Source organism: Nakamurella multipartita DSM 44233 (genome assembly GCF_000024365.1).
In the GTDB taxonomy this organism is placed as follows: domain Bacteria; phylum Actinomycetota; class Actinomycetes; order Mycobacteriales; family Nakamurellaceae; genus Nakamurella; species Nakamurella multipartita.
The window spans coordinates 2,342,822-2,369,488 of record NC_013235.1; the positions used below are offsets into that span (position 1 = coordinate 2,342,822).

22 protein-coding genes are annotated in these 26,667 nt (G+C 72.6%); 14 read left to right on the plus strand and 8 right to left on the minus strand.

Annotated features, from left to right (window positions below; genetic code table 11):
* Window positions 1-21 precede the first annotated feature (21 nt).
* The gene (locus NAMU_RS10565; protein ID WP_015747395.1) at window positions 22-948 is read left to right on the plus strand and encodes a F0F1 ATP synthase subunit gamma; all 927 of its coding nucleotides are present in this window, start codon (window positions 22-24) and stop codon (window positions 946-948) included.
* A gap of 6 nt (window positions 949-954) precedes the next feature.
* The gene (gene atpD / locus NAMU_RS10570; RefSeq protein ID WP_015747396.1) at window positions 955-2,373 is read left to right on the plus strand and encodes a F0F1 ATP synthase subunit beta; all 1,419 of its coding nucleotides are present in this window, start codon (window positions 955-957) and stop codon (window positions 2,371-2,373) included.
* A 122-nt stretch (window positions 2,374-2,495) separates the two neighbouring features.
* Here atpD and NAMU_RS10575 read toward each other — a convergent pair whose 3' ends face one another.
* Window positions 2,496-4,928: a hypothetical protein gene (locus NAMU_RS10575; protein WP_041368729.1), complete on the minus strand. Its 2,433-nt coding sequence runs from the start codon at window positions 4,926-4,928 to the stop codon at window positions 2,496-2,498.
* Window positions 4,929-5,405: 477 nt separating this feature from the next.
* On the opposite strand from NAMU_RS10575, the gene NAMU_RS10580 reads away from it, so the two are divergent.
* Window positions 5,406-5,798 (plus strand): F0F1 ATP synthase subunit epsilon, encoded by a 393-nt coding sequence (locus tag NAMU_RS10580; protein ID WP_015747398.1) that lies wholly within the window; start codon window positions 5,406-5,408, stop codon window positions 5,796-5,798.
* A gap of 24 nt (window positions 5,799-5,822) precedes the next feature.
* Entirely contained in the window at window positions 5,823-6,287 is a 465-nt protein-coding gene (locus tag NAMU_RS10585; RefSeq protein ID WP_015747399.1) for a DUF2550 domain-containing protein, read from the plus strand.
* A 13-nt stretch (window positions 6,288-6,300) separates the two neighbouring features.
* Here the strand turns inward: NAMU_RS10585 and NAMU_RS10590 are convergent, their stop codons facing one another.
* A complete protein-coding gene (locus NAMU_RS10590) occupies window positions 6,301-6,888 on the minus strand; it encodes a cob(I)yrinic acid a,c-diamide adenosyltransferase (protein ID WP_015747400.1) in 588 nt (195 codons plus the stop codon).
* 107 nt (window positions 6,889-6,995) lie between these two features.
* On the opposite strand from NAMU_RS10590, the gene murA reads away from it, so the two are divergent.
* The 3 genes from murA (at window position 6,996) to NAMU_RS10605 (ending at window position 9,525) form a co-directional block, all read left to right on the plus strand.
* Complete coding sequence (gene murA, locus NAMU_RS10595; protein WP_015747401.1) at window positions 6,996-8,261, plus strand: UDP-N-acetylglucosamine 1-carboxyvinyltransferase; 1,266 nt, start codon at window positions 6,996-6,998, stop codon at window positions 8,259-8,261.
* 128 nt (window positions 8,262-8,389) lie between these two features.
* The gene (gene nucS / locus NAMU_RS10600; RefSeq protein ID WP_015747402.1) at window positions 8,390-9,133 is read left to right on the plus strand and encodes an endonuclease NucS; all 744 of its coding nucleotides are present in this window, start codon (window positions 8,390-8,392) and stop codon (window positions 9,131-9,133) included.
* A 161-nt stretch (window positions 9,134-9,294) separates the two neighbouring features.
* Complete coding sequence (locus NAMU_RS10605) at window positions 9,295-9,525, plus strand: DUF3107 domain-containing protein (RefSeq protein ID WP_015747403.1); 231 nt, start codon at window positions 9,295-9,297, stop codon at window positions 9,523-9,525.
* On the opposite strand, the gene NAMU_RS10610 is transcribed toward NAMU_RS10605, so the two are convergent.
* The 3 genes from NAMU_RS10610 to NAMU_RS10620 all read right to left on the minus strand — a co-directional run bounded on the left by NAMU_RS10610 (window position 9,513) and on the right by NAMU_RS10620 (window position 12,209).
* Window positions 9,513-10,172, minus strand: coding sequence for a TetR/AcrR family transcriptional regulator (locus NAMU_RS10610; RefSeq protein WP_015747404.1), 660 nt, complete (start codon window positions 10,170-10,172; stop codon window positions 9,513-9,515). The genes NAMU_RS10605 and NAMU_RS10610 overlap by 13 nt on opposite strands.
* A 91-nt stretch (window positions 10,173-10,263) precedes the next feature.
* A complete protein-coding gene (locus tag NAMU_RS10615; RefSeq protein WP_015747405.1) occupies window positions 10,264-11,907 on the minus strand; it encodes an alpha/beta hydrolase in 1,644 nt (547 codons plus the stop codon).
* Entirely contained in the window at window positions 11,904-12,209 is a 306-nt protein-coding gene (locus tag NAMU_RS10620) for a hypothetical protein (protein ID WP_015747406.1), read from the minus strand. Before NAMU_RS10620 ends, NAMU_RS10615 begins: the two co-directional genes overlap by 4 nt.
* A gap of 334 nt (window positions 12,210-12,543) precedes the next feature.
* On the opposite strand from NAMU_RS10620, the gene NAMU_RS10625 reads away from it, so the two are divergent.
* Window positions 12,544-13,635 carry an alpha/beta fold hydrolase gene (locus NAMU_RS10625; protein ID WP_015747407.1) on the plus strand — a complete coding sequence of 364 codons (1,092 nt, stop codon included), beginning with the start codon at window positions 12,544-12,546 and terminating at the stop codon, window positions 13,633-13,635.
* A gap of 112 nt (window positions 13,636-13,747) precedes the next feature.
* Here the strand turns inward: NAMU_RS10625 and NAMU_RS29875 are convergent, their stop codons facing one another.
* A complete protein-coding gene (locus NAMU_RS29875) occupies window positions 13,748-13,963 on the minus strand; it encodes a hypothetical protein (protein ID WP_169312483.1) in 216 nt (71 codons plus the stop codon).
* Window positions 13,964-14,300: 337 nt separating this feature from the next.
* On the opposite strand from NAMU_RS29875, the gene NAMU_RS29880 reads away from it, so the two are divergent.
* The 3 genes from NAMU_RS29880 to NAMU_RS10640 all read left to right on the plus strand — a co-directional run bounded on the left by NAMU_RS29880 (window position 14,301) and on the right by NAMU_RS10640 (window position 17,486).
* Window positions 14,301-15,230, plus strand: coding sequence for a DUF3152 domain-containing protein (locus NAMU_RS29880; protein ID WP_015747408.1), 930 nt, complete (start codon window positions 14,301-14,303; stop codon window positions 15,228-15,230).
* Between the two features lie 111 nt (window positions 15,231-15,341).
* On the plus strand, window positions 15,342-16,502 hold the full coding sequence (moeZ, locus tag NAMU_RS10635; RefSeq protein WP_015747409.1) for an adenylyltransferase/sulfurtransferase MoeZ: 1,161 nt from the start codon (window positions 15,342-15,344) through the stop codon (window positions 16,500-16,502).
* A 96-nt stretch (window positions 16,503-16,598) separates the two neighbouring features.
* A complete protein-coding gene (locus tag NAMU_RS10640; RefSeq protein WP_015747410.1) occupies window positions 16,599-17,486 on the plus strand; it encodes a TIGR02569 family protein in 888 nt (295 codons plus the stop codon).
* Between the two features lie 15 nt (window positions 17,487-17,501).
* Here the strand turns inward: NAMU_RS10640 and NAMU_RS10645 are convergent, their stop codons facing one another.
* The gene (locus NAMU_RS10645) at window positions 17,502-18,656 is read right to left on the minus strand and encodes a DUF4192 domain-containing protein (protein WP_015747411.1); all 1,155 of its coding nucleotides are present in this window, start codon (window positions 18,654-18,656) and stop codon (window positions 17,502-17,504) included.
* A 75-nt stretch (window positions 18,657-18,731) separates the two neighbouring features.
* Window positions 18,732-19,025: an MGMT family protein gene (locus tag NAMU_RS10650; RefSeq protein ID WP_041368731.1), complete on the minus strand. Its 294-nt coding sequence runs from the start codon at window positions 19,023-19,025 to the stop codon at window positions 18,732-18,734.
* A 126-nt stretch (window positions 19,026-19,151) separates the two neighbouring features.
* Here NAMU_RS10650 and NAMU_RS10655 point away from each other — a divergent pair, with 126 nt between their 5' ends.
* The 3 genes from NAMU_RS10655 to folP are packed head-to-tail and all read left to right on the plus strand — an operon-like array spanning window position 19,152 to window position 26,601.
* Window positions 19,152-22,406: an ATP-dependent helicase gene (locus tag NAMU_RS10655; RefSeq protein ID WP_052307895.1), complete on the plus strand. Its 3,255-nt coding sequence runs from the start codon at window positions 19,152-19,154 to the stop codon at window positions 22,404-22,406.
* On the plus strand, window positions 22,403-25,723 hold the full coding sequence (locus NAMU_RS10660; RefSeq protein WP_015747414.1) for an ATP-dependent helicase: 3,321 nt from the start codon (window positions 22,403-22,405) through the stop codon (window positions 25,721-25,723). Before NAMU_RS10655 ends, NAMU_RS10660 begins: the two co-directional genes overlap by 4 nt.
* A complete protein-coding gene (gene folP, locus NAMU_RS10665) occupies window positions 25,720-26,601 on the plus strand; it encodes a dihydropteroate synthase (RefSeq protein ID WP_015747415.1) in 882 nt (293 codons plus the stop codon). Before NAMU_RS10660 ends, folP begins: the two co-directional genes overlap by 4 nt.
* Window positions 26,602-26,667: the final 66 nt, after the last annotated feature.

Genomic DNA, 26,667 nt, shown 5'->3' on the forward strand with positions numbered 1-26,667 from the left:
CGGAATGCAGGGAGGTGAGTCATGGCGGCACAGGTTCGTGTACTGCGTCAACGGGTGAAGTCGGTCAAGTCGACCCAGAAGATCACCAAGGCGCAGGAAATGATCGCCACGTCGCGGATCGCCAAGGCTCAGGCCAAGGTGGCGGCGGCGGCCCCGTACTCGCGCCAGATCACCCAGGTGTTGTCGTCCCTGGCCTCCGCCTCCACGCTGGACCACCCGTTGCTCAACGAGCGGGACGACGCCAAGCGGGCCGGCATCCTGCTGATCACCGCGGATCGTGGCCTGTGTGGCGGGTACAACGCGATGGCCATCAAGGCGGCCGAGGAACTGGCCGCCCTGTTGCGCTCGCAGGGCAAGGAGTCGGTGCTCTACGTCATCGGACGCAAGGGCGTGGGCTACTACACCTTCCGCAACCGGCCGCTGGCCGCGACGTGGACCGGGTTCTCCGAACGCCCCACCTACGCGCACGCCGAGGCGGCGACCGAGGCGATCCTGCCCTCGTTCCTGGCCGGATCGGCCGGGCAGTCCAGCGACGGACAGCCGGGCATCGACGAGATCCACCTGGTCTCGACGCATTTCGTCTCGATGATCACCCAGCGGCCGCAGGCGCGGCGGATGGCGCCGATGGAGATCGAGTACGTCGAGCGGGACGAGGCGACCCCGCTGTTGCCGGCCTACGAGTTCGAGCCGTCCTCGGACCAGCTGCTGGACGAGATGCTGCCCAAGTACCTCAAGACGCGGATCTACGCCGCCTTGCTGGACGCGGCGGCCTCGGAATCCGCCGCTCGGCGGGCCGCCTGCAAGGCGGCCACCGACAACGCCAACGACATCATCCGGAATCTGAGCCGCCAGGCCAACCAGGCGCGGCAGGCCCAGATCACCCAGGAACTGACCGAGATCGTCGGCGGCGCAGACGCTCTGGCCGCACTTGGGAACGAAGAGGACTGAGGACCTATGACCACAACTGAGGCGCGCGCCACCACCGGACGCGTCGTGCGGGTGATCGGGCCCGTCGTCGACGTCGAGTTCCCGCGCGGCCAGGTGCCCGATCTGCTCAACGCCCTGCACGTGCGGGTGACCGAGGGCGGGCCGGCGCGCACGCTGACCCTCGAGGTCGCCCTGCACCTGGGCGACGACATCGTCCGCTGCATCTCGATGCAGCCCACCGACGGCCTGGTCCGCAGCGCGTCGGTCACCGACACCGGGGCCCCGATCTCGGTGCCGGTCGGCGACGCGGTCAAGGGTCACGTGTTCAACGCGCTCGGCCGATGCCTGGACGCGCCGGGCACCGGTGAGGACGCCGAGCACTGGCCGATCTACCGCAAGCCCCCGGCATTCGATCAGCTCGAGGGCCGCACCCAGCAGCTGGTGACCGGCATCAAGGTCATCGACCTGCTGACCCCGTACGTGCAGGGCGGCAAGATCGGCCTGTTCGGTGGCGCCGGCGTGGGCAAGACCGTGCTCATCCAGGAGATGATCACTCGGGTGGCCAAGAACTTCGGTGGCACCTCGGTGTTCGCCGGCGTGGGGGAGCGGACCCGCGAGGGCAACGACCTCTTCACCGAAATGACCGAGTCCGGCGTCATCAACGACACCGCGCTGGTCTTCGGCCAGATGGACGAGCCCCCGGGCACCCGGATGCGGGTCGCACTGTCCGCGCTGACCATGGCCGAGTACTTCCGCGATGTGCAGAACCAGGACGTGCTGCTGTTCATCGACAACATCTTCCGGTTCACCCAGGCCGGCTCCGAGGTGTCCACGCTGCTGGGCCGGATGCCGTCCGCGGTGGGTTACCAGCCCACCCTGGCCGATGAGATGGGCGAGCTGCAGGAGCGGATCACCTCGACCAAGGGCCGGTCGATCACCTCGCTGCAGGCCATTTACGTGCCGGCCGACGACTACACCGACCCGGCGCCGGCGACCACCTTCGCGCACCTGGACGCCACCACCGAGCTCGACCGGGCGATCACCGAGAAGGGCATCTACCCCGCGGTGAACCCGCTGTCCTCGACCTCGCGGATCCTGGACCCGCAGTTCGTCGGCGACGAGCACTACCGGGTCGCGCAGGAGGTCATCCGGATCCTGCAGAAGTACAAGGAACTGCAGGACATCATCGCCATCCTGGGCATGGACGAGCTGGGCGAAGAGGACAAGCTCCTCGTCGGCCGCGCTCGCCGGATGGAGCGGTACCTGGGCCAGAACTTCTTCGTGGCCAAGCAGTTCACCGGCATGGAGGGCTCCTACGTGGAGATGGAGGAGACCATCGCCTCCTTCGACGCCATCGCCAAGGGCGAGTACGACAACATCCCCGAGCAGGCGTTCCTCAACGTCGGCGGCATGGACGACGTGCTGGCCAAGGCCAAGACCCTGTAGTCCGGTCAGTCGCCCACGGCGGCCGCCTCAGCCCGGATTCGGGTTGGGGCGGCCGCCGTTGTCGTGTCGCGCTCGAGCTCGCGGCCGGGCCAGGGTGGGGCAGGAACCGGGGCGGGGCGGGCTCAGCCGGACGCCGGCATCCCGGCCATGACCGTGGCGATGTCCGGCACGCGCCACGCCTGCGAATCGGTGGCCGAGGAGCACAGGATCACCACGTCCTGGTCGACCACGCTGACCAGCGACCACGAGTCCGGCCGGTGGACCCGCAGGGGCACCCACCGCCAGCGCTGCGCGTCGGGCGAGACCCAGAGCACCGGCCCGGTGTAGGTGGCCGAGTCGATGCGGCCGGAGGCCACGTAGCCCGATCCGGCTGACTGGACCGACCGCAGCTCGCTGCGCTGCTGGTCGGCCGCGCCCGGGTCGGTCGCGCCCTCGGTGGTTGACGGCGCGGACCCGTCGCCGGCCCGGTCGACCCGAGGTGGGGCGAGCAGCTGGAAGCCCGCGGGCGCCGACCAGCTCCACCGCTCGGACCGGTAGCCGAGGTCGCCGTCGATCACCAGCACCCCGTCCTCGACGGCGCAGGCGGAAAAGGAACTGCCGGCGGCGGGCGGATTCGGCAGATCGGTGCGCACCCACCGGCCATCCTGCTCGGTCCAGAGCGCGGCGACGCCGGTGCCCTGGGCATCCTCGATCTGGCCGACCGCCAGCGGGGTGCCGTCGGGACCGGCGCAGATGTCGATGACGGCCGAGTGTCCGTCACCGACCGCGAAGTCACCCGGCGCGCTGGTGAAGCTGACCCCGTCGTCGGAGCTCCAGATCATCGCCTGATCGTCCGCAGCGCCCTGATCGTCGGCCCCGCCGTCGGTCGCGGACCGTCCCCACCCGCCGACGAACCAGCGGGAGCCGACCTTATCCGCCGTGGCCACTTGTTGCTGGGTTCCGGAGCCGGCGAAGCCGGTGACCGGGGTCCAGGGCTGGCCCAGCGCGGGCCGGAACCAACCCGCGATGTGCCAGAACCCCTGGTCGCTGTCACGCGCGGCGGCCATCGCCAGCTCGGCGTCGCCGGTCGAGCTGCGGACCACGTTGCTCAGGTCGCTCAGTCCGGTCAGTTCGGCCGGATCCCAGGGCAGATCCGCGATGGCTCCCGGGACCAACCCGACCTCGGTCGGCTGCCACCACATGGCCCACCCACTGTCCTGCCACGGCTCCAGATGACGCTGCCGGACGATTGCTCGCCAGCGCTCGGCGGAACTGGATCGGGTCCGGTTGAAGAACGGTAGGGGGGCAGCGGCGTCCGGGGTGAGCAGGGTGTCCCAGAGGCCGGATGCGAACCGCCCCAGCGACAGGCCGGCCGCGCCCTCGATGGCGACCAGGGTAGACCCCGGGGCCTGGCCGCCGGTCGGTTCGGTCAGTGGGACCACGGTGCCGGCAGCGCCGGTGCCGCGCGCGACCTTGTCGGTCGCGCCCATGTCGATCCACTGCCCTGACGGCAACCGTTCCAGCAGGCGCGAGTACAGCGCCGAGGTGCTGTCGATCAGCACCAGCAGGTGCCCGTTGGCCGCCGTCGGCGCCCCGGCCGCACTGGAGTAGTCGTCCCACCGGAAGCCGTCCGCCTCGGGCACGCTCTCGGCGGCCCAGGTCACGGCGTCCGCGGAGAACCACGCCGCGGCCCGCATCCCCGTCTGGTCCACACCGTCCGCCGTCTGCGCGCCGGTGATCATGAACCCGCCCGGTAGGGCGGCGATCCCGCTGACCGAGACGGTGCGGGCGGCCGAGATCTCGGCCGGATCGGTCCAGGTCGCACCGCCGTCGATGGAGCGCAGGACCTGGGGCCGCTCGCTGCCGGCGGGTCCCTGGCCACCGATGACCACGACGGTGCCGCCGGAAACGGCCAGCCCGGTGAGGTCGCGATCCTGGCCGGCGGGCCGATCGGGCAACGGATGCAGGGTGAGGGCGCCCCCGGCGTCCAGGCTGACGACGACCGCTGATCCGCTCGGGTGCTGGGCCAATGCGACGAGCTGGCCGCCGTCGGCGGCCACGGCCACGATGCGGTAGCCGGCCAGCTCGACGGGCAGGTCGACCGGCGTCCAGGACCGGCGGTCGGTCGAGATGAGCAGGAACGGGGCGATCGACCCGGTCTGCCAGGTCCAGCCGGCTAGGGCGGTCACCGTCGCGTTGCCGGCGGCCGCGACGGCCTGCACCGAACCGGGCGCCGGCGGGGTGACCGACCCGTGCTCGAACCCGGTGCCGGTCCATCGGGAGACCCGGAGATACCGCTCGCCGCCGGGCCGGGTGCCGACCGCGGCGACCAGGGCCGGGTTGCTCGGGGTGCCACTGACCATGGCGCCCCCGTCGAAGCGGTCGGCCGGTGCCACCATCTCGGCCGGAACCGTCAACGGCTCCAGCGGGACGGTCCGGCGCCATTCGTCCGGACCGGTCGGCCGGACGTCGGCGATGGCCGCGCCGGCGGTGCTCGGCCCGGGATCGACCACCAGGTTGCCGGTGCAACCGCCAAGCCCGAGCCCGAGCCCGATCACCGCCAGCGCGGTGACCACCCGGCGACCGCGGGACGCGGGTCCCCTTCTGCGGGCCCCCATCACGACGCGACCCGGGCGGACGCGATCGCCGCGGCGGCCGCGGCCAGCAGGCGACCGGAACCCCGGTTCGAACCGTGGTGGAAACGGTCCGGTGAATTCCATGCGGCGTTCATGCCGCGGAACCGTACGACTTTCGGCCGACAGCCCCGTCGAGTTGTCCACAACGCCCAGGTCGGACCACATCCGGCCGGACCGGTCCGGCCGATCGACGTGGCCAAGCGCACAGCGGTGCTCCCGGCGCCGCGCCGAGGCCGGGCCGGACCGCGCCGGGGCGTCGGCTAGACTCCACGGGTCCGATCCGTCACGGGTCGGGGCTCTGGGCACGCCGCGCCATCAGCCGGACCGTGCCGCCGTGGTCCCGTGGTCGTGAGTCGGATTGCCTGCGTGACCAAGGCGAGTTCACCGAGACGACATCGAGCGGAAGGCCAGGCGTTCGTGGCAGAGATTCAGGTCCATCTGGTCGCCGTCGAGCGCGAGCTGTGGTCGGGTCCGGCGCAATTGGTCGTCGCCCGCACCGTGGACGGTGACATCGGCGTGATGGCCGGCCATTCGCCGCTGCTGGCGCAGCTGCGCGAGGGTTACGCGGCCCGGATCATCGAACCCAGCGGCAACGTCCTCGGTGTCGCGGTGCACGGTGGCTTCCTCTCCGTCACCAAGGAGGGCGTCTCCATCCTGGCCGAGGACGCTCAGCTGTCCGACGAGATCGACGTGACCAAGGCCCGAGCCGCCTACGAGCGGGCGAGGTCCAGCGGTGGCGACTCGGCCGATACCGAGGCGGACCTGCGCCGGGCCCAGGCTCAGCTGCTGGCCACCGGCAACGAGATCTAGCAGCCGAATCGGCCCGTTCCCGACATGGACTTCGCGTCGCTGGCCCAGTTGCTTGGTGTGGCGGTGCTGGTTGTCGTCGTGGTCTCGATCTGTGTGATCGCCCTGCGACGCTCCGTACTGATCCGGTCCGGGGCGATCGACATCAGCTGGCGGCGCAAGCTGCGGCCCGACGGCAGCGGCTGGGTGCTGGGCCAAGGCCGCTATCACGGCAACGAACTCCTGCTCTACCGGGCGTTTTCGCCCTGGCCGGGGGCGGCGCGACGGCTGCACCGTGAGTCGCTGCGGCTGGGCCGGCGCCGCACCGCCGTCGGCACCGAACCGGATCTGTTGCCGGTCGACGCGGTCATCGTGCGATGTACGCACGGCGGCACCGAACTCGAGTTGGCCGTGGCCGAGGAAGCACTCACCGGGCTGCGATCCTGGCTCGAGTCGATGCCGCCGGCCAGCCGCTCCGTCCGGTTGTTCCACCGGGGCGTCCGCAAGAGCTGACCCATCCCGCCGATCAGTCGGCGGCGCGTTCGCCGCCCGGAACCCAGAGCACGTCGCCGTCCGGGTTGGCGGCCCGGCCCAGAATGAACAGCAGGTCCGACAGCCGGTTCAGGTACGCCGCGGCCAGCGGGTTCGACCCGTCCGGATCGGCCGCCCGCAGCGCCCACGCGCTGCGCTCGGCCCGCCGCGCCACCGTCCGGGCCAGATGCAGCAATGCCCCGCTCGGCGTCCCGCCGGGCAGGATGAACGATTTCAACGTCTGCAGGTCGGCGTTGAACGTGTCGCAGTCGGCCTCCAACCGGTCGATGTAGGCCTGGGTGATCCGCAGTTCGTGGGCCGGCGCCGGCCGGTCGGTCCGGATCGGCGTGGCCAGATCGGCACCCAGATCGAACAGTTCGTTCTGCACCCGGCGGATCACCGCGGCCACCGGTTCGGCGGGCGCGCCGAGCGCGATCACCAGCCCCAACGTCGCGTTGGTCTCGTCGCAGTCGGCGTAGGCGACCAGCCGCGGATCGGTCTTGGGCACCCGGCTGAAATCGGCCAGACCGGTCGTGCCGTCGTCGCCCGTCCGGGTGTAGATGCGGGTCAGATGCACGGCCATGCGCCCACCCTACGGCCCCAACCGGTCCCGTCCGGGGCAGCCTGGGCCGCTCGGACCGAACGCGCTTCGGTCGTGACCAGTGCGCGGCGCCGGATACAGTTCCTGGCGTGGAACGCTTCCTGGTGACCGGAGGATCACGCCTGTCCGGCACGGTCCGGGTGGCCGGGGCCAAGAACAGCGTTCTCAAGCTGATGGCCGCGGCGCTACTGGCCGAGGGCACGACCGAGATCTCCAACTGCCCCGAGATCCTGGACGTGCCGCTGATGGCCGACGTGCTGCGCGGGCTGGGCGCGGAGGTGGCTCTGGCCGGGGACACGGTCACCATCACCACGCCGGCCGAACTGTCCTTCCACGCCGATTTCCCGGCCGTCGGCCGGTTGCGGGCCTCGGTCTGCGTGCTCGGTCCGTTGATGGGCCGCTGCCGGCGGGCCCAGGTCGCGCTGCCCGGAGGCGACGCGATCGGCTCGCGTCCGCTGGACATGCACCAGTCCGGTCTGCGGGCCATGGGCGCCTCGATGAGCATCGAGCACGGCAAGGTGGTCGGTTCCGCCGCCGAACTGCACGGCGCCCTGATCGGTCTGGACTTCCCCAGTGTCGGCGCGACCGAGAACATCCTGATGGCCGCCGTGCTGGCCCGGGGGACCACGGTGATCGACAACGCCGCCCGGGAGCCGGAGATCATCGACCTGGCCCGCCTGCTGCAGCAGATGGGGGCCCAGATCGAGGGCGCCGGGACCGCGACGATCACCATCGACGGGGTCGACCGGCTGCACCCGACGAGTCACCGCACCGTTGGTGACCGGGTGGTGGGCGGGACCTGGGCGTACGCCGCCGCAATCACCCAGGGCTCGGTCCGGGTCGAGGGGGTCGACCCGGCGTTCCTGACCGCACCGTTGGAACGGTTGAGCAGCGCCGGTGCCCAGATCGAGACCGAGCCGGACGCCGTCCGGGTCACCATGGCCCAGCGGGCCAAGGCGGTCGACTTCATCACCATGCCCTACCCCGGTTTCCCGACCGATCTGCAACCGATGGCGCTGGCCCTGGCCGCGGTCGCCGACGGACATTCGTTGATCACCGAGAACGTCTTCGAGGCCCGTTTCCGCTTCGTCGACGAGCTGATCCGGATGGGCGCCGACGCCCGGACCGACGGCCACCATGCCTCGCTGCGGGGGCGCGAGCAGCTTTCCAGTGCCCCGGTCTGGGCGACCGACATCCGCGCCGGCGCCGGCCTGGTGCTGGCCGGGCTGGCCGCGGACGGAGTCACCGAGGTGCACGAGGTCTTCCACATCGACCGGGGCTACCCGCATTTCGTCGAGGACATGACCGCGCTGGGTGGCCGGATCCAACGAGTCGATTCCGCCGACGAGTCCTGATCGGATCGATCGGGTCGCGTTCGTCGATGGTGGCCTCGCCCGCTCGGCCAACTGCTCGATGGTGGCCTCGCCCGCTCGGCCAACTGCTCGATGGTGGCCTCGCCCACTCGGCCAACTAAGGTGTCCGGGTGCGTCTGGTCGTGGCTCGGTGTTCAGTGGATTACGTCGGCCGGTTGACGGCCCATCTGGACCCGGCGGTCCGGTTGCTGATGGTCAAGGCCGACGGGTCGGTGCTGGTGCATGCCGACGGCGGGTCCTACAAACCCCTGAACTGGATGTCCCCGCCGTGCCGGCTGGTCGAATCCGACGAACGCTGGACCGTCGAGAACAAGGCCGGCGAACGGTTGGTCATCACCCTGGACGAGGTGCTGCACGATTCCACGCACGACCTGGGGGCCGATCCCGGCTTGGTCAAGGACGGCGTCGAGGCGCACCTGCAGGCGCTGTTGGCCGAGCACGTGGGCACGCTGGGGGACGGCTGGACCCTGGTCCGGCGCGAGTTCCCGACGCCCATCGGTCCGGTCGATCTGATGTGCCGGGACGGCGGCCCGGAGATCGTCCTGGACGCGCCCGGCGACGGTCCCGGCGAGCTGCCGGCCGACGGCGCCGTGGTGGTCGCCCCGGCGCCGGTCCGGTCCGGTTACGTGGCCGTCGAGGTCAAGCGTCGGGCGACCATTGATGCCGTCGAGCAGCTCACCCGCTACCTGGACTACCTCAACCGAGATCCGCTGCTGGCGCCGGTCTCCGGGGTGCTGGCCGCGCAGAGCATCGCCCCGCAGGCCCGCACGCTGGCGCAGACCCGGGGCATCCGGTGCGTGGTGCTGGACTACGAGTCGCTGCGCGGCATCGAGGTCGACGGCACCCTGTTCTGAGCGCGGCGGATTGCCGTGGGCGCCGGGGCTGATGTCCCTGTTCGCGGTCGGCGGACGGGCGGCGGCCAGAACCTCCGCCGCGCTGCACTAGCCTGGGGTGCGACCCGCCCGGTGACCGGGCGGCGTGATCGAGCACGGTGACAGGACGATGGAGGTCTGGCGTGGACGTCAAGATCGGTGTGACGGACACCGGGCGTGAGCTGGTGGTCAGTTCGGCATCCGAACCCGCCGAGATCGAAGCGCTGGTCGCCGAATCGCTCAAGGACCCCAGTGGGACGCTCGTGCTGGTGGACGAAAAGGGCCGCCGGGTGATCGTGCCGTCCTCGCGGATCGGCTATGTGGAGATCGCTCCGGCCGACAGCCGCCGGGTGGGGTTCAGCTACTCGCCCTGAGTCGAGAACGATTGGCCCGGTTCGGCCCCCGCCGCCTCGTGCTGGCGGGGGAACCGGGAAATGCCGCGCCACATCAGCGTGGAAAGCAGTTCGATGGCCTCGGCCCGGGACACGTGCGGCGACTGCTGGATCCAGTAGCGGGCGCTGACCTGGGACAGGCCCACCATGCCCGAGGCCAGCAGTCGCGCCCGTTCCACGTCGACGCCGGTGTCGGTGGTGATCGTCTCGGTGATCGCCGAGATGCATTTGTCCCACGCGTGTTCGACGATGTACTCGACCTCGGGCTGGCCCCGCAGGTCTGATTCGAAGATCAGCCGGTAGGCCTCGCCGTTGTCGGCGACGAAGTTGAAATAGGCAGCCACCGCGTTGTCGACCCGCACATGGTTGTCGGTCGAGGCCCGCAGCGCTTCGCGCACCAATCGCACCATCTCGTCGGCCGACTCGCCCAGCAGGGCCAGGTACAGCTCGAGCTTGGACGGAAAGTGCTGGTACAGCACGGGCTTGCTGACCCCGGCCTGGACGGCGATGTCGTCCATTGCGGCCGCGTGATACCCCTGGGCGACGAACACGGCCTTGGCCGCGGCCAGCAGCTGGGTCCGACGGGCGGACTTGCTCAGCCGCGGCGTCACCCGCGTCGCGTCGGTCATCGAAGCCCAGCGTCCCTTCTCGTTCGCCCGCGCTCACCCTACGCGGCCGCCGGCGACACTCCGGACCTCAGCGGCCCGGCCGCTCCGGACCTCAGCGGCCCGGCCGCAGTGGTACCGCGTCGTAGTCGCCGACGACCACCGCGGCCACCGCGTCCAAGCTCGGTCCCGACAGGTAATTGCCCTGCTGATGATTCAGTTGCAGGTCGAGCATCTCGTTGGCCGCTGCCGAGGTCAGCAGTCCGAACGGTCCGCCCAGCTGTACCGAAACGTCCGGGGCGTTCGAGGTCAGGTCCATCACCCGGGCCCCGAAGTCGGCGTCGGCCGGGTCGGGTCCGAACGGGGTGGGTTGGAAGGGATTGAGACCGAGCCCGTTGAGCAGCTCGGCGGCACCATCGGTGATGCCCTTGGTGATGGGGTCGTTGTCCAGCGAACCCACCCACACGTGGTCCGGGGTCATCCCCGGATAGTCGTCCGCCGTCTCGACCTCGACGCTGGCCCCGGGTGAGCCCAGCATGACCAGGTCGTCGAACCCCGCGCGGCGCGCGGCCGCGGCCGACACCGTGGTCGACCCCATGGAAAAGCCGATGCCGATGAACCGGGCGTCCGGCGGCGCCCATTGCCGGAAGGTGTCCAGATCCTGCACCAGTTGGCCGCCGCCCGCCCGGGCGGCCATGTCGTTCACCGTGGTCGCCAGGTCGGCCACGGTCGCTCCGGGGGTCATCGGCGAGCCGCCCAGCGCGGCCAGTGGCACGTCGTAGCCGTACCAGGCGACCACCGCGGTCCGGCTGGACCCCTCGAGCTGCTGCGCGCGATCGCGCAGCGCGACGGCGTCGTCGATGCCTTCGATCATCGAGGTCGGCGAGCTGCCCACCCCCGGGGCCAGCGCGGCCACGTTGTCGGCGGTGGTGATGTCGCCGATGCTGATCGCCGCCCGGCCCTGGCTGGACGAGCTGGCCGACTCGTAGACCAGCAGCTGGGCGTTCCCGCCGGCCGTCCGGGCCTGATCCAGGGCGGCCTGGACGCCACGGGCGGCGATGAGCACGCTGATGTCGCTGGACCGGAGGTCGACGGCGAGTCGGTCCAGGTTGTCCTGGTCGACGGGCGCGCGGGCGGGTTCACGGGGCGGGGACGCACCGGGAAACGCCGCCGGCATGATGGCCCGCAGGGTGTCCACCGGTGCCGACGGGTCCTCCCGCAGGGCCGCGGTCAACGCTTCCAGCGCCGCGTCGTTGCGCCGGCCGAGCTGCTGGACGGTCTGGGCCAGGCCGCCGATGGTCGCCGCGATGGTCGGCAGGCAGCCGGTGGTGGTCGCCCAGGTGAGCAGGTCCTCGCTCGGTGGCCAACCGGTGCCCACGATGCGGTCCTCGGCCCGGTCCAGCTCGGCCGACGCCGAGATCCTGGTCGATTCCAGCGTGCCGATCGTGTCCAGAGCGACGTCGAGCTGACGGCCGATCACCTCGTGGGCCTCCCGTGCGGCCTGCCGATGAAGGTCCACCGATGCCCGCGGGACCGGGCTGGACCAGGCCTGGGCCACCGCCGACACCGCCCGGCCGAGCCGATCGGCGCCGGTCGACAGCGATTGCCCGGCGGCGGCGCTGAGCTCGTGCCAGGCCCGCAGCCCCCGCACGTCGACCTCGGCCAACTCGTCGACCAGCGCGACCGGGTCCGCATGCCCCAGGCGCCGGGCCGTGTCGGCGATGGCCAGGCGGGCCAACGACCCGCCGGAGCCCGTCATCGCAGGGCGCCGATCGTCGAGTCGACGATGTCGAAGAAGGTGGCCGCGGTGGTCATCGCTCCGGCAATGGTGTGCGTGCGTTCGGCCAGGCCGAGCGTGGCGTCCTGGCCGCGGGCCAGCTGGCGCGCCGCAGCGGCGACCGCGGCCTGCGCGGCCGCCGAGGCCCCCAGGCTCCCGTCGGTCAACGGCGACGCCGGGCGCTGCGCGGTGCCGCCGCCGGCGAACGCGGCGGCCGCCTGGTCCACGATGGTCGCCGCCGCGCGGATCGATTCGCTGTCCACGGCCAGCGTGGGTCCTGTCATGGCCGGTCCCTCCCGGATGGGGTCGTCAGGGGATGTCATCGCTGATGTCATTGGGGGTGTCGTCGGGCGTGTTCGGCGGTGGGGCAGCGGGTGTGGCAAAGGGGTGGTGCCGGTGTCGAACGGGTGATCCCGGCCATGGCCGGTGAATCGGTCGACCAGGCCAGCGTGATCGGTTGGCCGCACCCGTGGCGCGGATTCGGGCCGGATGTGGACGGAATTCGGACATGTGGACAAGTCCGGGAGGCGGACGAGGGGTGAAGCCGGGGTGAGCCGGCGACCGGATCACCGGCCGGGCCACACGAGCGCGGTACTCGGATCGGAGCACCATGAGGTCATGACCTCGACGCCGTCCTGGCACGTGGCCGGGCCGCCGGCGCGCGATGACCTGGCGGAATGGACCACCGCGACCCTGGACCAGGGCGAGCTGGGGCCGATCCCTCCGCTCGCGCAGCCGGCCCCGGCCGGCCGCACCCACCTGATCCTGGGCGGGGGCGTGCACGTCCGCCGGCAGCCGGGTCCGGCCGGGGCCCCGCCGGTCTGGTACGTCCACGGGCTGGGTGGATCGTCCACCGACTGGACCAGGTTGTCCGCCGCGCTGGCCTCGCGGGCCACCGGGTACAGCCTGGACCTGCCGGGCAGCGGCCGCTCGGATCCGCCACCGGGCGGCCGGTACTCACCTCAGGTGGACGCACGGGTCGTGGCCGCGACCATCGAGCGCGTCGGCGATGGCCCGGTTCACCTGGTCGGCAACTCCTACGGGGGGGTCGTGGTGACCGAGGTGGCCGCCGGGTGGCCGCATCTGGTGCGCACCCTGACCGTGCTGGCGCCGGCGGTACCGGACCTGCGTCTCACCGGCGATCGTGGGGCCGATCCTCGGCTCGGGATGTTGCTGATGCCCGGCACGGCCGGATTGGCCTACCAACGGCTGGGGTCGATCGCACCGACGGCGCGAGCTCGCGGCATGGGTGAGCTGTGCTTCGGCCGGCCCGAGGTGGTCACCGAGCAGGACTACGCATTGGCCGCCCGGGAGCACGCCTGGCGGGCCCGGCTGCCGTGGGTGTACGAGTCGATGATCGGTAATCTGCGCGGCCTGATGAGCTCCTACCTGCGAACCGGCCAGCGCTCGTTCGCGGCGGTGGCCGGGCGGATTACGGTGCCCACGCTGGTGGTGTGGGGTACCCGGGACCGGCTGGTGGACGTGCGACTGTCCCGGCGGGCGGCGGCCGCCTATCCCGATGCGCAACTCCTGGTGATCGCCGGCTGCGGACATGTGCCGCAAATGGAGGAACCCGAGACCACCGCCCGGGCGATGCTGGCCCACTGGGCTCGGACCGTGACCGGATCCGACTTCGCCCCGACCGAGCCGGATCTCGCGGGCGCGCCATCGCGGTCCGTCCCGGCCGCTGTGGGAACCTCATCATCGTGACCTGGGAATCCGGCGGTCCTCGCCGGCCCGATACCGGCGACGGGCCACCGGATAGCAGCTCCGGTCGGTTCGGCTCGCGCCCGTACGAATCGCGGCCGTACGACTCGCGCAGCTACGACGACCGCGCGTGGCGGCCGTCCACGCCGCGATCCTCCACTCCGCGATCCTCTGCGCCGCGATCGTCCGCGCCGCGATCGTCCAGGTCTGCGTCGTCGGCGTCGAGCTCGACTTCGCCCGCATCCTCGTCGCTGTCGTCCTCGTCGCTCTGGGACGAGCAGGATTCGCCCTGGATCCATGCCGAGGCGCCCCGACGCCGGGGCTCCGGCACCGGCTCGTCGCGGCGAGACCCGGCCGCGGCACGACGGGACGGCACCACGGCACGCCGGGACGCCCCGGCCGGGAAGTCCGGAGCCGACCCGACCGGATCCGGCAGTACCCGCTCGTCGGGCGCTCGACCCGGGTCCCGGGCCGGGCGATCGGCCAGTGGGGGTGACCCGGCTCGGTCCCCGCGTTCGACCACGGCCGGGGCGAACGATCCCGAGCGGGGGAGCGCCGCCCGAGCGGGGGCGAGCCGGCCCGCCTCGCGGTCGCGCCGGCGGACCGATCCGCCCGCCCGGTCGGGGGCCTACGGCGAGCGATTCAGCCGGCGCAATCGATGGCGCCTGGTGTCGATCAGCGTGCTGGCGGTGCTGACCCTGCTCGTGCTGGTGCAGACCGCCGGCCAGTCCAACACTCCGACCACCGCCGCGGCGGTGCAGCCCTCGACCGGCCCGGTCTCGACCGGCGGGCTCAGCAGCGGCTCCGGACCGGGATCGGTGACGAGCTCGGTGGCCACCCCCAGTGCCAGTGTCGAATCCAGTCCGGCCTCCCCGGCGGCAGTGGCCGACCCGAACAACCGGGACGCCGACGGGCACGTGGCGGGCTCGATCGCCGCTGCCGCACTGCCGGCCGGCGCCGATTTCGCGACCACCGGCAACGGCACCTGGCACACGGTCCCGGGGACCAGCCCGACCGTGGGCACCGGCTCGCGGGCGCTGACCTACACCGTCGAGGTGGAGGACGGGCTGCCCGCGGACATGGACCAGCAGTTCGCCCAGGTGGTCGATGCCACCCTGGCCGACCCCCGGTCCTGGATCGGTGGCGGCCAGGTGAGCTTCACCCGGATCGACAGCGGCGATCCCGACATCCGCATCTCGCTGACCAGCCAGCAGAGCATCCGCGATCCCGGCCGATGCGGCTGGGACATCCCGCTGGAGGCGTCCTGCTTCAACGGCTGGATGGACCGGGTGATGATCAACGACGCGCGGTGGGTTCGCGGCGCGATGTCCTACAACGGGGACATCAATTCCTACCGGGCGTACGCGATCAACCACGAAGTCGGTCACGCCCTGGGCAACCGCCATCAGCCGTGCCCGGCCAACGGTGCTCCCGCGCCGATCATGATGCAGCAGTCCTGGAGCACCTCGAACAACGATCTGGCGGTGCTGGATCCGCAGACGATCCCGCCCGACGGCAGTGTCTGCGCACCGAACCCCTACCGGTTCCCGGATGCGACCGCAGTCCCACCGGCTCAGGCACCCTCGCCGGCCGGCTGAGCCGGTCCGCCGGGGTGGCTGAATCGATCGCCTCCCGGTTCTGGGAAGATCTGCCGGCCGTTCGCGGTTGCTTCGAAGGCAGAACTGTGGTCCTTGCGCAAGGAGAAGAACGTGACATTGCCACCGCTGGTGGAGCCGGCCGAGTCGCTGACCAAGGCCGAGGTGGAACGCTATTCGCGCCACCTGATCATCCCGGACGTCGGCATGATCGGTCAGAAGCGACTGAAGAACGCCAAGGTGCTCGTGGTCGGAGCCGGTGGGTTGGGTTCGCCCGCGCTGCTGTACCTGGCCGCGGCCGGCGTCGGCACGCTGGGCATTCTGGACTTCGACACCGTCGATGAGTCGAACCTGCAGCGGCAGGTGATCCACGGCCAGTCCGACATCGGCAAGTCCAAGGCGCTGTCGGCGGCCGAGTCGATCGCCGAGGTCAATCCGTACGTGACGGTCAATCTGCACACCGAGCGGCTGGACTCCGGCAACGCGTTGGAGATCTTCGCCCCGTACGACCTGATCCTGGACGGGACCGACAACTTCGCCACCCGGTATCTGGTCAACGACGCTTGCGTGCTGCTGGGCAAGCCCTACGTGTGGGGTTCGATCTTCCGTTTCGAAGGCCAGGTCAGCGTGTTCTGGGCCGAGTACGGCCCCCAGTACCGCGACCTGTACCCCGAGCCGCCGCCGCCCGGCATGGTGCCCTCGTGCGCCGAGGGCGGCGTCCTCGGTGTGCTGTGTGCCTCGATCGGCTCGGTCATGGTCACCGAGGCGATCAAACTGATCACCGGCATCGGCGAGCCGCTGCTCGGCCGGCTGATGGTCTATGACGCGTTGGAGATGACCTACCGGACCGTACGCATCCGCCGCGACCCGGCCGGTGAACCGATCACCGGGCTCATCGACTACGACGCCTTCTGCGGAACCCTGTCCGACGAGGCGGCCGAGGCCGCGATCAGCCACACCATCTCGGCGCGCGACCTGAAGGCCAAGATGGACGCGGGCGATGACTTCGTGCTGATCGACGTGCGCGAGCAGAACGAGTACGAGATCGTCTCCATCCCCGGCTCGGTGCTCATCCCCAAGGGGGACATCATCTCCGGCGAGGCCCTGTCCTCGTTGCCGATGGACCGGCCGCTGGTGCTGCACTGCAAGTCCGGAGCGCGATCGGCCGAGGCGTTGGCCGTGCTGCACAAGGCGGGCTTCGGGGATGCGGTGCACGTCGGTGGTGGGGTCCTGGCCTGGATCAAGCAGGTGGATCCGAGTCTGCCCACGTACTGATCGACCGACGGTTGATCCTTCGGCGGGGGACACCCTGGCGGGCCCCACCGGCGCGCGGTCCGGCACCCGGCGTGGTGCGCCCGGTACGGTCTGCTGGTGACCGCGCACCCGGATGAGCGGCCCGCCAGCGGTGCCACCTCCGTCGGGGACCACCTGCTGGACGCCGTGCTGCCTGCCGTATCCGGACGACCCCCGGAACACGTGCTGACCGCGTTCAGCACCAACCCGGCCGAGCTGGAGCCGCTGCCGGGCGGTCGGGGCCGGACCTGGCGGGCCGGCAACGCGGTCTTCCGCCCGGTCGAGGACCCGGCCGAGGCCAGCTGGCTGGCGTCGGTGTTCGAGCAGCGACCGGTGCCCGGCGTCCGGATCGCCCGTCCGGTGCGGTCGACCGACGGGCGCTGGGTGGTGTCCGGATGGACGGCCCACCGGTTCGTCTCCGGCGCGCCCGCGCCCCGGTTCGAGGAGGCCCGACGGGCCGGTCAGGCGTTGCACGAGGCCGTCGCCGACGTGCCCGAACCGCGATTTCTCAAGCAGCGCACGGACCTGCACAGCTGGGCCGACCGCCTGGCCTGGGGTGAGGTGCTCGACACCGAGGGCCGTCTGGGCCACGGGCACGGGGCCACCACCTACCGGGAACTGGCCGCCCTGCGCCGCCCGGTCGACGCCCCGAACCAGCTCGTGCACGGCGATCTGCACGGTCATGTGCTCTTCGCCGGGAACGCGATGCCCGCGGTGATCGACGTGGCTCCGTATTGGCGGCCGGCCGGCTGGGCCATCGGCGTGCTGGCCATCGATGCCATCGCTGCCGGTGGTGCGCCGATCGAGTTGCTCGCCGACTGGTCGGACGGCCCGGACTGGCCGCAATTGGTCCGCCGCGCCGCGCTGTTCCGACTGGCGATCAGCCTGGCGCACCCCCGGACGTCGCCGACCGACCTGATCGCCATCCTGTCCACGGCCGAGCGGCTGGACCAGTTCCTGCGCTGAACCACTGCCGCTCACTTAGCCGGTCCACGCGACCGCGCCGTCTCCGCCGTCCCGCCGGCCCGGGTGCGGCCGGCCGGTGCCGTGGCGCAGTTGATTGGGCCGGATGCCGAAGGCGTCGAGACCGTCCCATTCACTCATCGGCACGAGCATGCCGTCCAGGATCTCCGGCGGCAGTCCGGCCGACAGCGCCGTGAGCAGCAGGGGCGCGAACGTGTTGCCGGGTTCGGCCAGCAGGCACCGATCGAGGCTGACCTGGGCCAGGGCACCGTCACCCTGCCGGTAGGCCAGCGTGGCCAGCACCGCACAGATGCCGGCGGCCAGGTCGTCGGGGGTCCAGGCGGCACACGCGATCAGCATCGCCAGCCAGGTCTGATCCCGTTCGAGCAGGGCCCGGATCAGGACACCGTCCCGGATCGGCGTCTGCAGGCAGGCGACCGCCAGTTCGGCGGCCAGCTCGGCATCCACCGCCCCGGTCTCGCCCACCTGCGCCAACGCCCAGTCGATCACCCGGTGCAGCCGTTCCGGCAGGGGCGGGACGTCCTCGTCTCCGGCGAACGCCGGCCCGTCCGGGTTCCGGTCGGGGGGCTCGGGCAAGGGTCGGGTCCGTCCCCGCGTCACGGTGGAGATGGCCCGTTCGACCTCGCGACGCCGGCGGCCCCGGGGGCCGGCGATCGAGGCCCGCAGCTGGTCCCGGTCGGTGAGCACCACCCGACCCTCGAGCACGCTGGCGGCGGCCAGATCCCGGACCGTGGGGTCGTCCGGACCGGGCACCGGCAGGCTGTCCACCAGCCGTAAGGGACCGGGCACCGGGGTCGGCCAGGCGCGCCCGCCGTGCACGACCAGCACGGTCAACACCGTGATTCCGGCCCGTCGTAGCTCGGTCTGCAGGTCGTCGAGGATGGCCGGCCGATACCGCCGCCGCGGATAACACAGGATCGCGACCTGGTCGGCGTGGGTCAGCGCGGTCCCGGTCAGGAAGCGGACCAGCCCGGGGTCCCGTCCGCGGGGCAGGTCCACCCGGGCCACCGGCCCCAGGGTGCTGCGCTCGCCGGTGAAACACATCATCGTCAGGCTGTCGGTGGGGTGGAAGCCCAGCACGCTGGGCACGGCGGCGATCAGCCCGCGGGGGCCGTCGAGTCGGATGCGGGCCGGGCCGCAGAGGTCGTCCATGCGGCCACGGTGGCCCGTCGGGTGGGCCGAATCCACCGGCCGGCGCCGGTTGTGGATGCAAATCGGACATGGGGACTACTCGCCGGACCACCGGTAGCGACGCAGATCCACCCGGCCGTCGGTGGCCAGCACACCCTCCGCGCGCAGGCGGGCCAGTTGCTCGTCGGCCAGGTGGGGCGCCGGGGTGCCGTTGCTGCGCAGCACCCGGTGCCACGGGGTGCCCTCGTCGGCGAGGTTGGCCAGCACGAATCCGGCGAGCCGGGGGGATCGGCTCCCGGCGCGGGCGGCGACGTCGCCGTAGGTCAGGACCCGACCGGCCGGCACCGCGGCCACCACGTCGAGCATCCGCTGAGCCAGCTCCATGTCCATCCCGCCAGTGTGGCCGGACGGTCCGCCGGGGGCGGCGTGGCACCCAGTCATGTCGGAGGGCGGTCATGTCGGAGAGCGGTCATGTCGGAGCGGGGCACTGTCGGTGCCTCGTGGTGGGATCGAGTCATGACCCCCAGCCAGCTGCTCGCCCCGGCCCCGGACCCCGCCGGGCCCGCGAGCCTGCGCCTGCGGCGGCCGGGCCTGCCCGGTCCGGTGTCGCCGACCCCCGAGCAACGAGCCGTCATCGACCACGCGGGCCGCCGGCTGCGGGTCCTGGCCGGCCCGGGTACCGGCAAGACGGCGACGTTGGTCGAGGCGGTGGCTGAGCGCATCATGGTCCGCGGCGTGCCGCCCGAGCAGATCCTGGTGCTGACCTTCTCCCGTCGGGCCGCCGCCGAGCTGACCTCCCGGATCACCCAGCGGCTGTCGGTGACCACCCGGGAACCGATGGTGCGGACGTTGCACGGCTACGCGTTCGCCGTGCTGCGCCGCCAGGCGGCCCGATCGGGTGAGTCCATTCCCCGCCTGCTCGCCGCGGGGGAGTCCGACCACGTGGTGCGCGAACTGCTGGCCGGCCACCTGGACGGCGAGGGCGGCGGGTGGCCCGAGGCGCTGCGGCCGGCGCTGGGCTCGCCCACCTTCGCGGCCGAATTGCGCGAGCTGCTGCTGCGCACGGCCGAACGGGGGATCGGCCCGAGCCGGCTGGCCGAGTGGGGACGCCGGCGCCGGCGCCCCGAATGGCAGGCGGCGGCTCGGTTCGCCCGCGAGTACCAGGACGTGGCCGACCTTCGGCAGGGCACCGCCGGCCTCGGGCCGGCGCTGGACCAGGCCGAATTGACCCGGGCGGCGTTGGCCCTCCTGGCCGACGACGCGGTGCTGGCCCACGAGCAGGGCCTGGTCCGGCGGCTGTTCGTCGACGAGTACCAGGACGTCGATCCGGCTCAGGCCCGGTTGATCGACCGGCTGTCCTCCGGGGCCGACGAGTTGGTCGTCGTCGGCGACCCGGACCAGTCCATCTACGCCTTTCGCGGGTCGCAGCCCGGCGCGATGAGGCGGATCACGGTCGAGAAGACGGTGTCGCTGGACGTCTCGCACCGGCTACGGCCCGCGGTGCTCACCGCCACCCGACGGGTCGCGGCCGCGCTGCCCGGCGGCTGGCCGCACCGCGACCTGACATCGGCCGGCGAACCCCGCCCGGCCGAGGTGGTCGTGCGGACCTTCTCGACCGCGGCGAGCGAGGCTGCCTTCCTGGCCGACGAGCTGCGTCGGGCGCACCTGCGGGGTGGGCTGGCCTGGTCCCGGATGGCCGTGCTGGTGCGCTCGCCGGCCGCCGATCTGCCGGTGGTCCGGCGGGCCCTGGCGGTGGCCGGCGTGCCCTGCGCGACCGGGCTGGTCGATCCCGGGTCGGACGATCCGGTCGTCCGGTCGATATTGCGGCTGCTGGACTGCGCGCTGGAACCGGCACGGCTGACCGGCGAGCGAGCGATCGATCTGATGACCGCCCCCGGGTTCGGCATGGACACCGACGCGGTGCGCCGGCTGCGTCGGCGGCTGCGGGTCGCTCATCCCGCCAACTCCGGACCGACCGCCGACCTGGTGGCGGCCGCGCTGCTGGGCGCGCCGCTGCCCGAGGATCTGCCGGAGGACCTGAGTGCGCCGGTCATCGCCGCGCGCACCCTGCTGGAATCGGTGCGCTCGGTGGCCGAGGACCCCGACCCGCGGGTTCCGCTGTGGCGGGCCTGGCAGGGGCTGGGACTGGCCGACGCGCTGCTGGCCGCCAGCCTGCGCGGGGGCCGAGCCGGGTTCCGCGCCGACCGCAGCCTCGATGCCGTGCTCGGGCTGTTCGACGCGGCCGGCGAGCTGGTCGCCCGGCTGCCCTACGCCGGGGTTCGCGCATTCCTGGCCGAGGTGAGCGACCGCCGGATCGGTCTCGATCCCGCCGGTGCGCGTGGGCCCGGGGGCCCCGGTGGACACGGCGTTGCCTTGCTGTCCGCGCACTCCGCCAAGGGCCTTGAGTGGGACATGGTGTGCCTGGCCGGGGTCAGCGAGGGGCGCTGGCCCGTCCTGCGCCGGCGGCAGAGCCTGCTCGGCCTGGACGAGCTGCTGGACGCCGAGGACGGTGTTGCCTCCGGCAACATCGACGGGCCCGGGGGCGGCGATGCGCTGAACGAGGAGCGCCGGCTGTTCTATGTGGCCGCAACCCGCACCCGTGGACGTCTGGTCGCCACCTCGGTGGCCGATCAGGACACGGTGCCCAGCCGCTTCCTGACCGAGTTGGCCGGCCCGGCGGAGCTGCCGCACGGGTGGCCGGAGCAGCCCGACGGGTCGCGGCGCCGCCGCCTGCAGCTGACCGACCTGGTCGCCGACCTGCGGCGCGCGGTCACCGACCCCACCACCCCGGAGCCCACCGCCACGGCGGCGGCCCGGCAGCTGGCCCGGCTGGCCGCAGCCGGGGTCGACGGTGCGCATCCGCGGGACTGGTTCGGCCTGGCCGGTTTGTCCACGTCCGCGGCGCCGGTGGCCGACGGAGCGCCGGTCACGCTGTCGCCATCGACGGTGGAAGCGCTGACCCGGTGCCCGTTGCGGGCCGTGCTGGAACGTCGGGGCGCCCGCTCGGGCACCAGCCAGCAGCAGATCGAGGGCATCGTGATGCACGCGCTGGTCGACGGGTTGGCCCGGGGGGTGCCGCGGGCCGACCTGGTCGCGGAGATGGAGCGGTTCCTGGCCGGCCGCACGAACCTGCCGCCGTGGTTGATCGCCCGGACGCGGCGAGCCCTGGAGCTGATGCTGACCGCGGCGCAGACGTGGATGGCCGAGCTGCCGGCCGATCGCCGGCCGGTCGCCACCGAGGCGCAGCTGTCGACCTGGCTGCCGCAGTCGGACGAGGCCGGCCGGGGGCGACCGGTGAAGGTGAACGGCCGGGCCGACCGGATCGACCAGGCGCCGGACGGCAGCATGATCATCGTCGACTTCAAGACGGGGGCCAGTGTGCCGAGCCGGGCCGCCGTCGAGCAGAACGCCCAGCTGGCGGTGTACCAGTTGGCCCTGCGGCTCGGGGCCGGGGCCGACCTGGCCACCCCGGAGGGCGCCGCCGATCGCGACGCGGCCGACTCCGCCGCGGCCGATGATCGCAACCGCGCGGGCCGCGATTCGGTGGCCGGCGGTGCCGAACTGGTCTACCTGCGGTCGGGCACGCCCGCGGTCCGGCAGCAGCCGCCGCTGACCGAGCAGGATGCCCAGATCTGGGTCCACGAGCTGCGCCAGGCCGCCGAGCTGCTGGCCGCGCCGACCAGCGTGGCCCTGGAGAACCGTTCGTGCGAGCGGTGTCCGGTGCGGTCGAGTTGCCCGCTGCAGCCCTCCGGCCGGCAGGTGACCCGATGATCAGCGCGATCGACCTGGCTCGCGAGCTCGGCCTGCCCGCGCCGACGGCCGAACAGGCCGCGGTGATCGAGGCGCCGCTGGAGCCGGGGCTGGTGGTCGCCGGCGCCGGGTCGGGCAAGACCGAGACGATGGCCGCCCGGGTGGTCTACCTGATCGCGACCGGACAGGTGCGCCCCGAGCAGGTGCTGGGACTCACCTTCACCCGCAAGGCCGCGGCCGCACTGGCCCAACGCATCCGCCAGCGACTGGCCCTGCTCACCACCCTGCGCCCGCGGACCGGGAGCGGCCGGTCACCGGCCGATCTGCCCGCCGGCGACCCGGACGTCAGCACCTACCACGCCTTCGGCGGGCGGCTGATCGCCGACTTCGGGCCGTTGGCCGGCATCGAACCGGCAGCCCGGGTCCTGACGCCGACCGGCGCCTGGCAGTTGGCCCGGCGGGTGGTGGGGCGCTGGGACGGTGACCTGCTCACCGACCTGGGTCCCGATCAGGTCACCGAGCGGCTGCTGGCGATCTCCTCCGCGCTGGCCGATCACCTGACCGACGTCGACCTGCTCTCCGACGAGTTGGCCACCGTGCTGGACCGGTTGCGCTCGGCGCCTCCGGGTCCCCGGCAGCGGGCCGCCCTGCACAGCGGGTTGGCCGGGCCGGTGAAGCGGCTGCAGGATCGCCAGTGGATCCTGCCGTTGGTCGCGGCCTACGTCCGGGCCAAGCGTGACCGCGGGGTGGTCGACTTCGCCGACCAGATGCAGATCGCCGCCACCCTGGTCCGGGAGCACCCACGCATCGGCGAGGCGATGCGTGAGCGCTACCGGGTGGTGCTGCTGGACGAGTACCAGGACACCGGCCACGCGCAGCGCGTCATCCTGCGGTCGCTGTTCGGCGACCGGGACGGCGCGGGCCGGGCCGGCGGTCATGGTCAGGCGCGGTGGGGTCACCCGGTGACCGCGGTCGGCGACCCGGTGCAGTCGATCTACTCCTGGCGCGGCGCGTCGGCCTCCAACTTGCCGCGGTTCGTCACCGACTTCCCGCTCGCTTCGGGCCGCCCGTCGAGCATCCGCTCGCTGCTGACCAGCTTCCGCAACCCGGGTGCGGTGCTGGCCCTGGCCAATGAGGTGTCGCGGCCGGTCCGGCAGGGGGGTCGGGCGGTCGAGGTCGGCGAGTTGCGGCCGACCCCGGCCGCGGACCCGGGACGGCTGCGGTACGGCCTGTTCGGCACCGCGGAGCAGGAGAACGCCTGGCTGGCCGAGGCGATCGCCGGCTACTGGCGTGACGCGCTGGACGAGGGCGGGGCCGGGGCGACGCCGCCGACCACCGCCGTGCTGGTGCGGCGGCGCAGCGACATGGCCGACACCGCCGACGCCCTGCGCGCCGCCGGTCTGCCGGTCGAGGTGGTCGGTCTGGGTGGCCTGCTCGACGAGCCCGAGGTGGCCGACCTGGTGGCGACATTGCGGGTGCTGGTCGATCCGACCGCCGGCCCGGCGGCGATGCGGCTGTTGACCGGCGCGCGCTGGCAGTTGGGGGCGGCCGACCTGGAGGCGCTGGCCGCGCGGGCCCGGGAACTGGCCGGCCCCGCCCGGCCTGCCGACGGGCACGGTGCCGGCGGACCGGCGGATCCCACCGCGGTGGTGCGTTCGGCAGTGGCCGCGGCCTTGCCGGTCGAGGACATCGACACCTGGTCGATGGTCGACGCCGCCGGCGACCTGGGACCGGCCCAGGCCTACTCGGCCGCCGGCCATCGCCGGCTGGTCCGGTTCGCCGCGCACCTGGCCCGGTTGCGCGCCCGGCTGAACCAGCCCCTGCCGGACCTGATCGCTGACCTGGAACGGGCGTGCCACCTGGACGTGGAGTCGCTCGTCGCCGGCACGGGTCGGGCCCATCTGGACGCGTTCGCGGCCGTGGTCGCCGAGGTTGCGGCCACCGGAGCCGGGCCGGCCGAGTTGCTGGAGTATCTGGATGCGGCCGCCGAGCGGGAGGACGGCCTGACGCCGGGCGAGGTACCTCAGCCCTCCGGCCGGGTCCAGGTGCTGACCGTGCATGCGGCCAAGGGGCTGGAGTGGGAGATCGTCGCGGTCCCGCACCTGACCGAAGGGGTCTTTCCGATCACCCGGGGCAGCACCTGGCTGGGCGATCCGGCGCAGCTGCCGCCGCAGCTCCGCGGAGACCGGGACGATCTGCCGCAGCTGGCCTGGCCGGCCGGCGGCACCCAGAAGGATCTGGCCGATGCCCTGGCCGCCCATGCCGCCGAGTTCGGTGAGCTCAGGCTGACCGAGGAGCGGCGGCTGCTCTACGTCGCGCTCACCCGGGCCGAACGAACGCTGCTCTTCTCCGGGCATCACTGGGGCACGGGCCTGGCCAAACCGGCCGGACCCAGCCCGTTCCTCGAAGAATGCGCCGCGTTGGCCCGGCCGTTCGCCGAGCCGGACGAGTGGGCGCCGCCTCCGGCCACCGACGAGGGCCAGCAGTTGCTGCCGCGGACCGCGGTGTGGCCCATCGACCCGCTCGGCCCGCGGCGGCCGCACGTTCAGGTCGGGGCCGATCGGGTGCTGCAGGCGCTGGCCGACCTGGCCGCAGCGGAGCCGGAGCCCGTCGAGGACCGGCCGGGCACTGCGGATGAGGTGGACACTGGTGATCCGTTCGGCTGGGCGGCGGACGTGACGACGCTGCTGGCCGAACGATCCGACCGGGGGCGAGAAGTGCACGAGGTGGAACTGCCGGGGACGATCACCGTGACCTCGCTGGTGGAGCTGGCCGACGACCCGGCCGAACTGGCTCGGCGGTTGACCCGCCCGGTCCCCACCGAGTCCTCCGGTCGGCTCAGCCGCGGCACCGACTTCCACGCCTGGCTCGAGCACCGGTTCCGCGGCGAGGCGCTGTTGGAGCTGTCCGACCTGCCGGGCGCGGGTGACGCCTGGGTCGGCGCGGACCCGGAGATCGAGGATCTCAAGCGCCGGTTCCTGGCCTCGCCGTGGGCCGACCGGGTGCCGATCGACGTCGAGGTGCCGTTCGCCAGCCGGATCGCCGGGTTGGGGGTGCGGGGACGGGTGGACGCGATCTTCGCCGACGCCGACGGCGGGATCACCGTGGTCGATTGGAAGACCGGCCATTCGCCGCTGCGCGAGGACGCGGCCGCCGTGCAGCTGGCCTGCTACCGGCTGGCCATCGCCCAGCTGCACGGGTTGCCGCTGGCCCGGGTCAGGGCCGCTTTCCACTACGTGCGCTCCGGGGTGACCCAGTCCCCGGCGAACCTGCTCGACGCGGACGGTATCGAGGCGCTCATCGCCCGCAACACCCTTGACCCGGTGCCGCCGCGATGACCGGGACAGCGCACCCGGCGGTGGTCCTGCGGGGACGGCCGCTGCCCGCCGACCGCGCGGCCGTCATGGCCATCGTGAACCGCACCCCTGACTCGTTTTTCGATGCCGGCGCCACCTTCGGGGAGACCGCCGCGATGGAGGCGGTGCGCCGCGCCGTCGACGAGGGCGCCGACCTGGTGGACATCGGCGGGGTGAAGGCCGGTGTCGGGCCCGAGGTCACCGAGTCGGACGAGATCGATCGGGTGGTCCCGTTCGTCGCCCGGGTGCGGGAGCGCTTTCCGGAGTTGCCGATCAGCGTGGACACCTGGCGGGCCGGGGTCGCGGTGGCCGCCTGCGAGGCCGGGGCGGACCTGATCAACGACACCTGGGCCGGCGCCGATCCGGACCTGGCCCACGTCGCGGCGCGCTTCGGGGCGGGCATCGTCTGCTCGCACACCGGGGGTGCGGCTCCCCGGACCAATCCCTATCGGGTGAGCTATCCGGACGTGGTCGCCGCGGTCATCGAGCAGACCACCACGGCGGCCCGGCGAATGGTCGAGCTGGGGGTGCCGCGGGCCGGTGTCCTGATCGACCCGACGCACGACTTCGGCAAGAACACCTGGCACAGCCTGGAGCTGGTACACCGCACCGGAGAGCTGGTGGCCACCGGCTGGCCGGTGCTGATGGCCCTGTCCAACAAGGACTTCGTCGGCGAGACCCTGGACCTGCCGGTCGACCAACGGCTCGAAGGCACCCTGGCGGCCACCGCGATCGCCGTGTGGCAGGGCGCCGCGGTCGTCCGCGCCCATCAGGTGCGGGCCACCCGCCGGGTGGTGGAGATGGCCGCCGCCGTGGCCGGTACCCGGGCGCCGCTGGCCCCACGCCGTGGCCTGGTCTGATGGCCGCCCCCCGGCTCCTGTTCCGGACGCCGGTTCGGGCCACTGTCGGTGCCTCGTGGCACGATC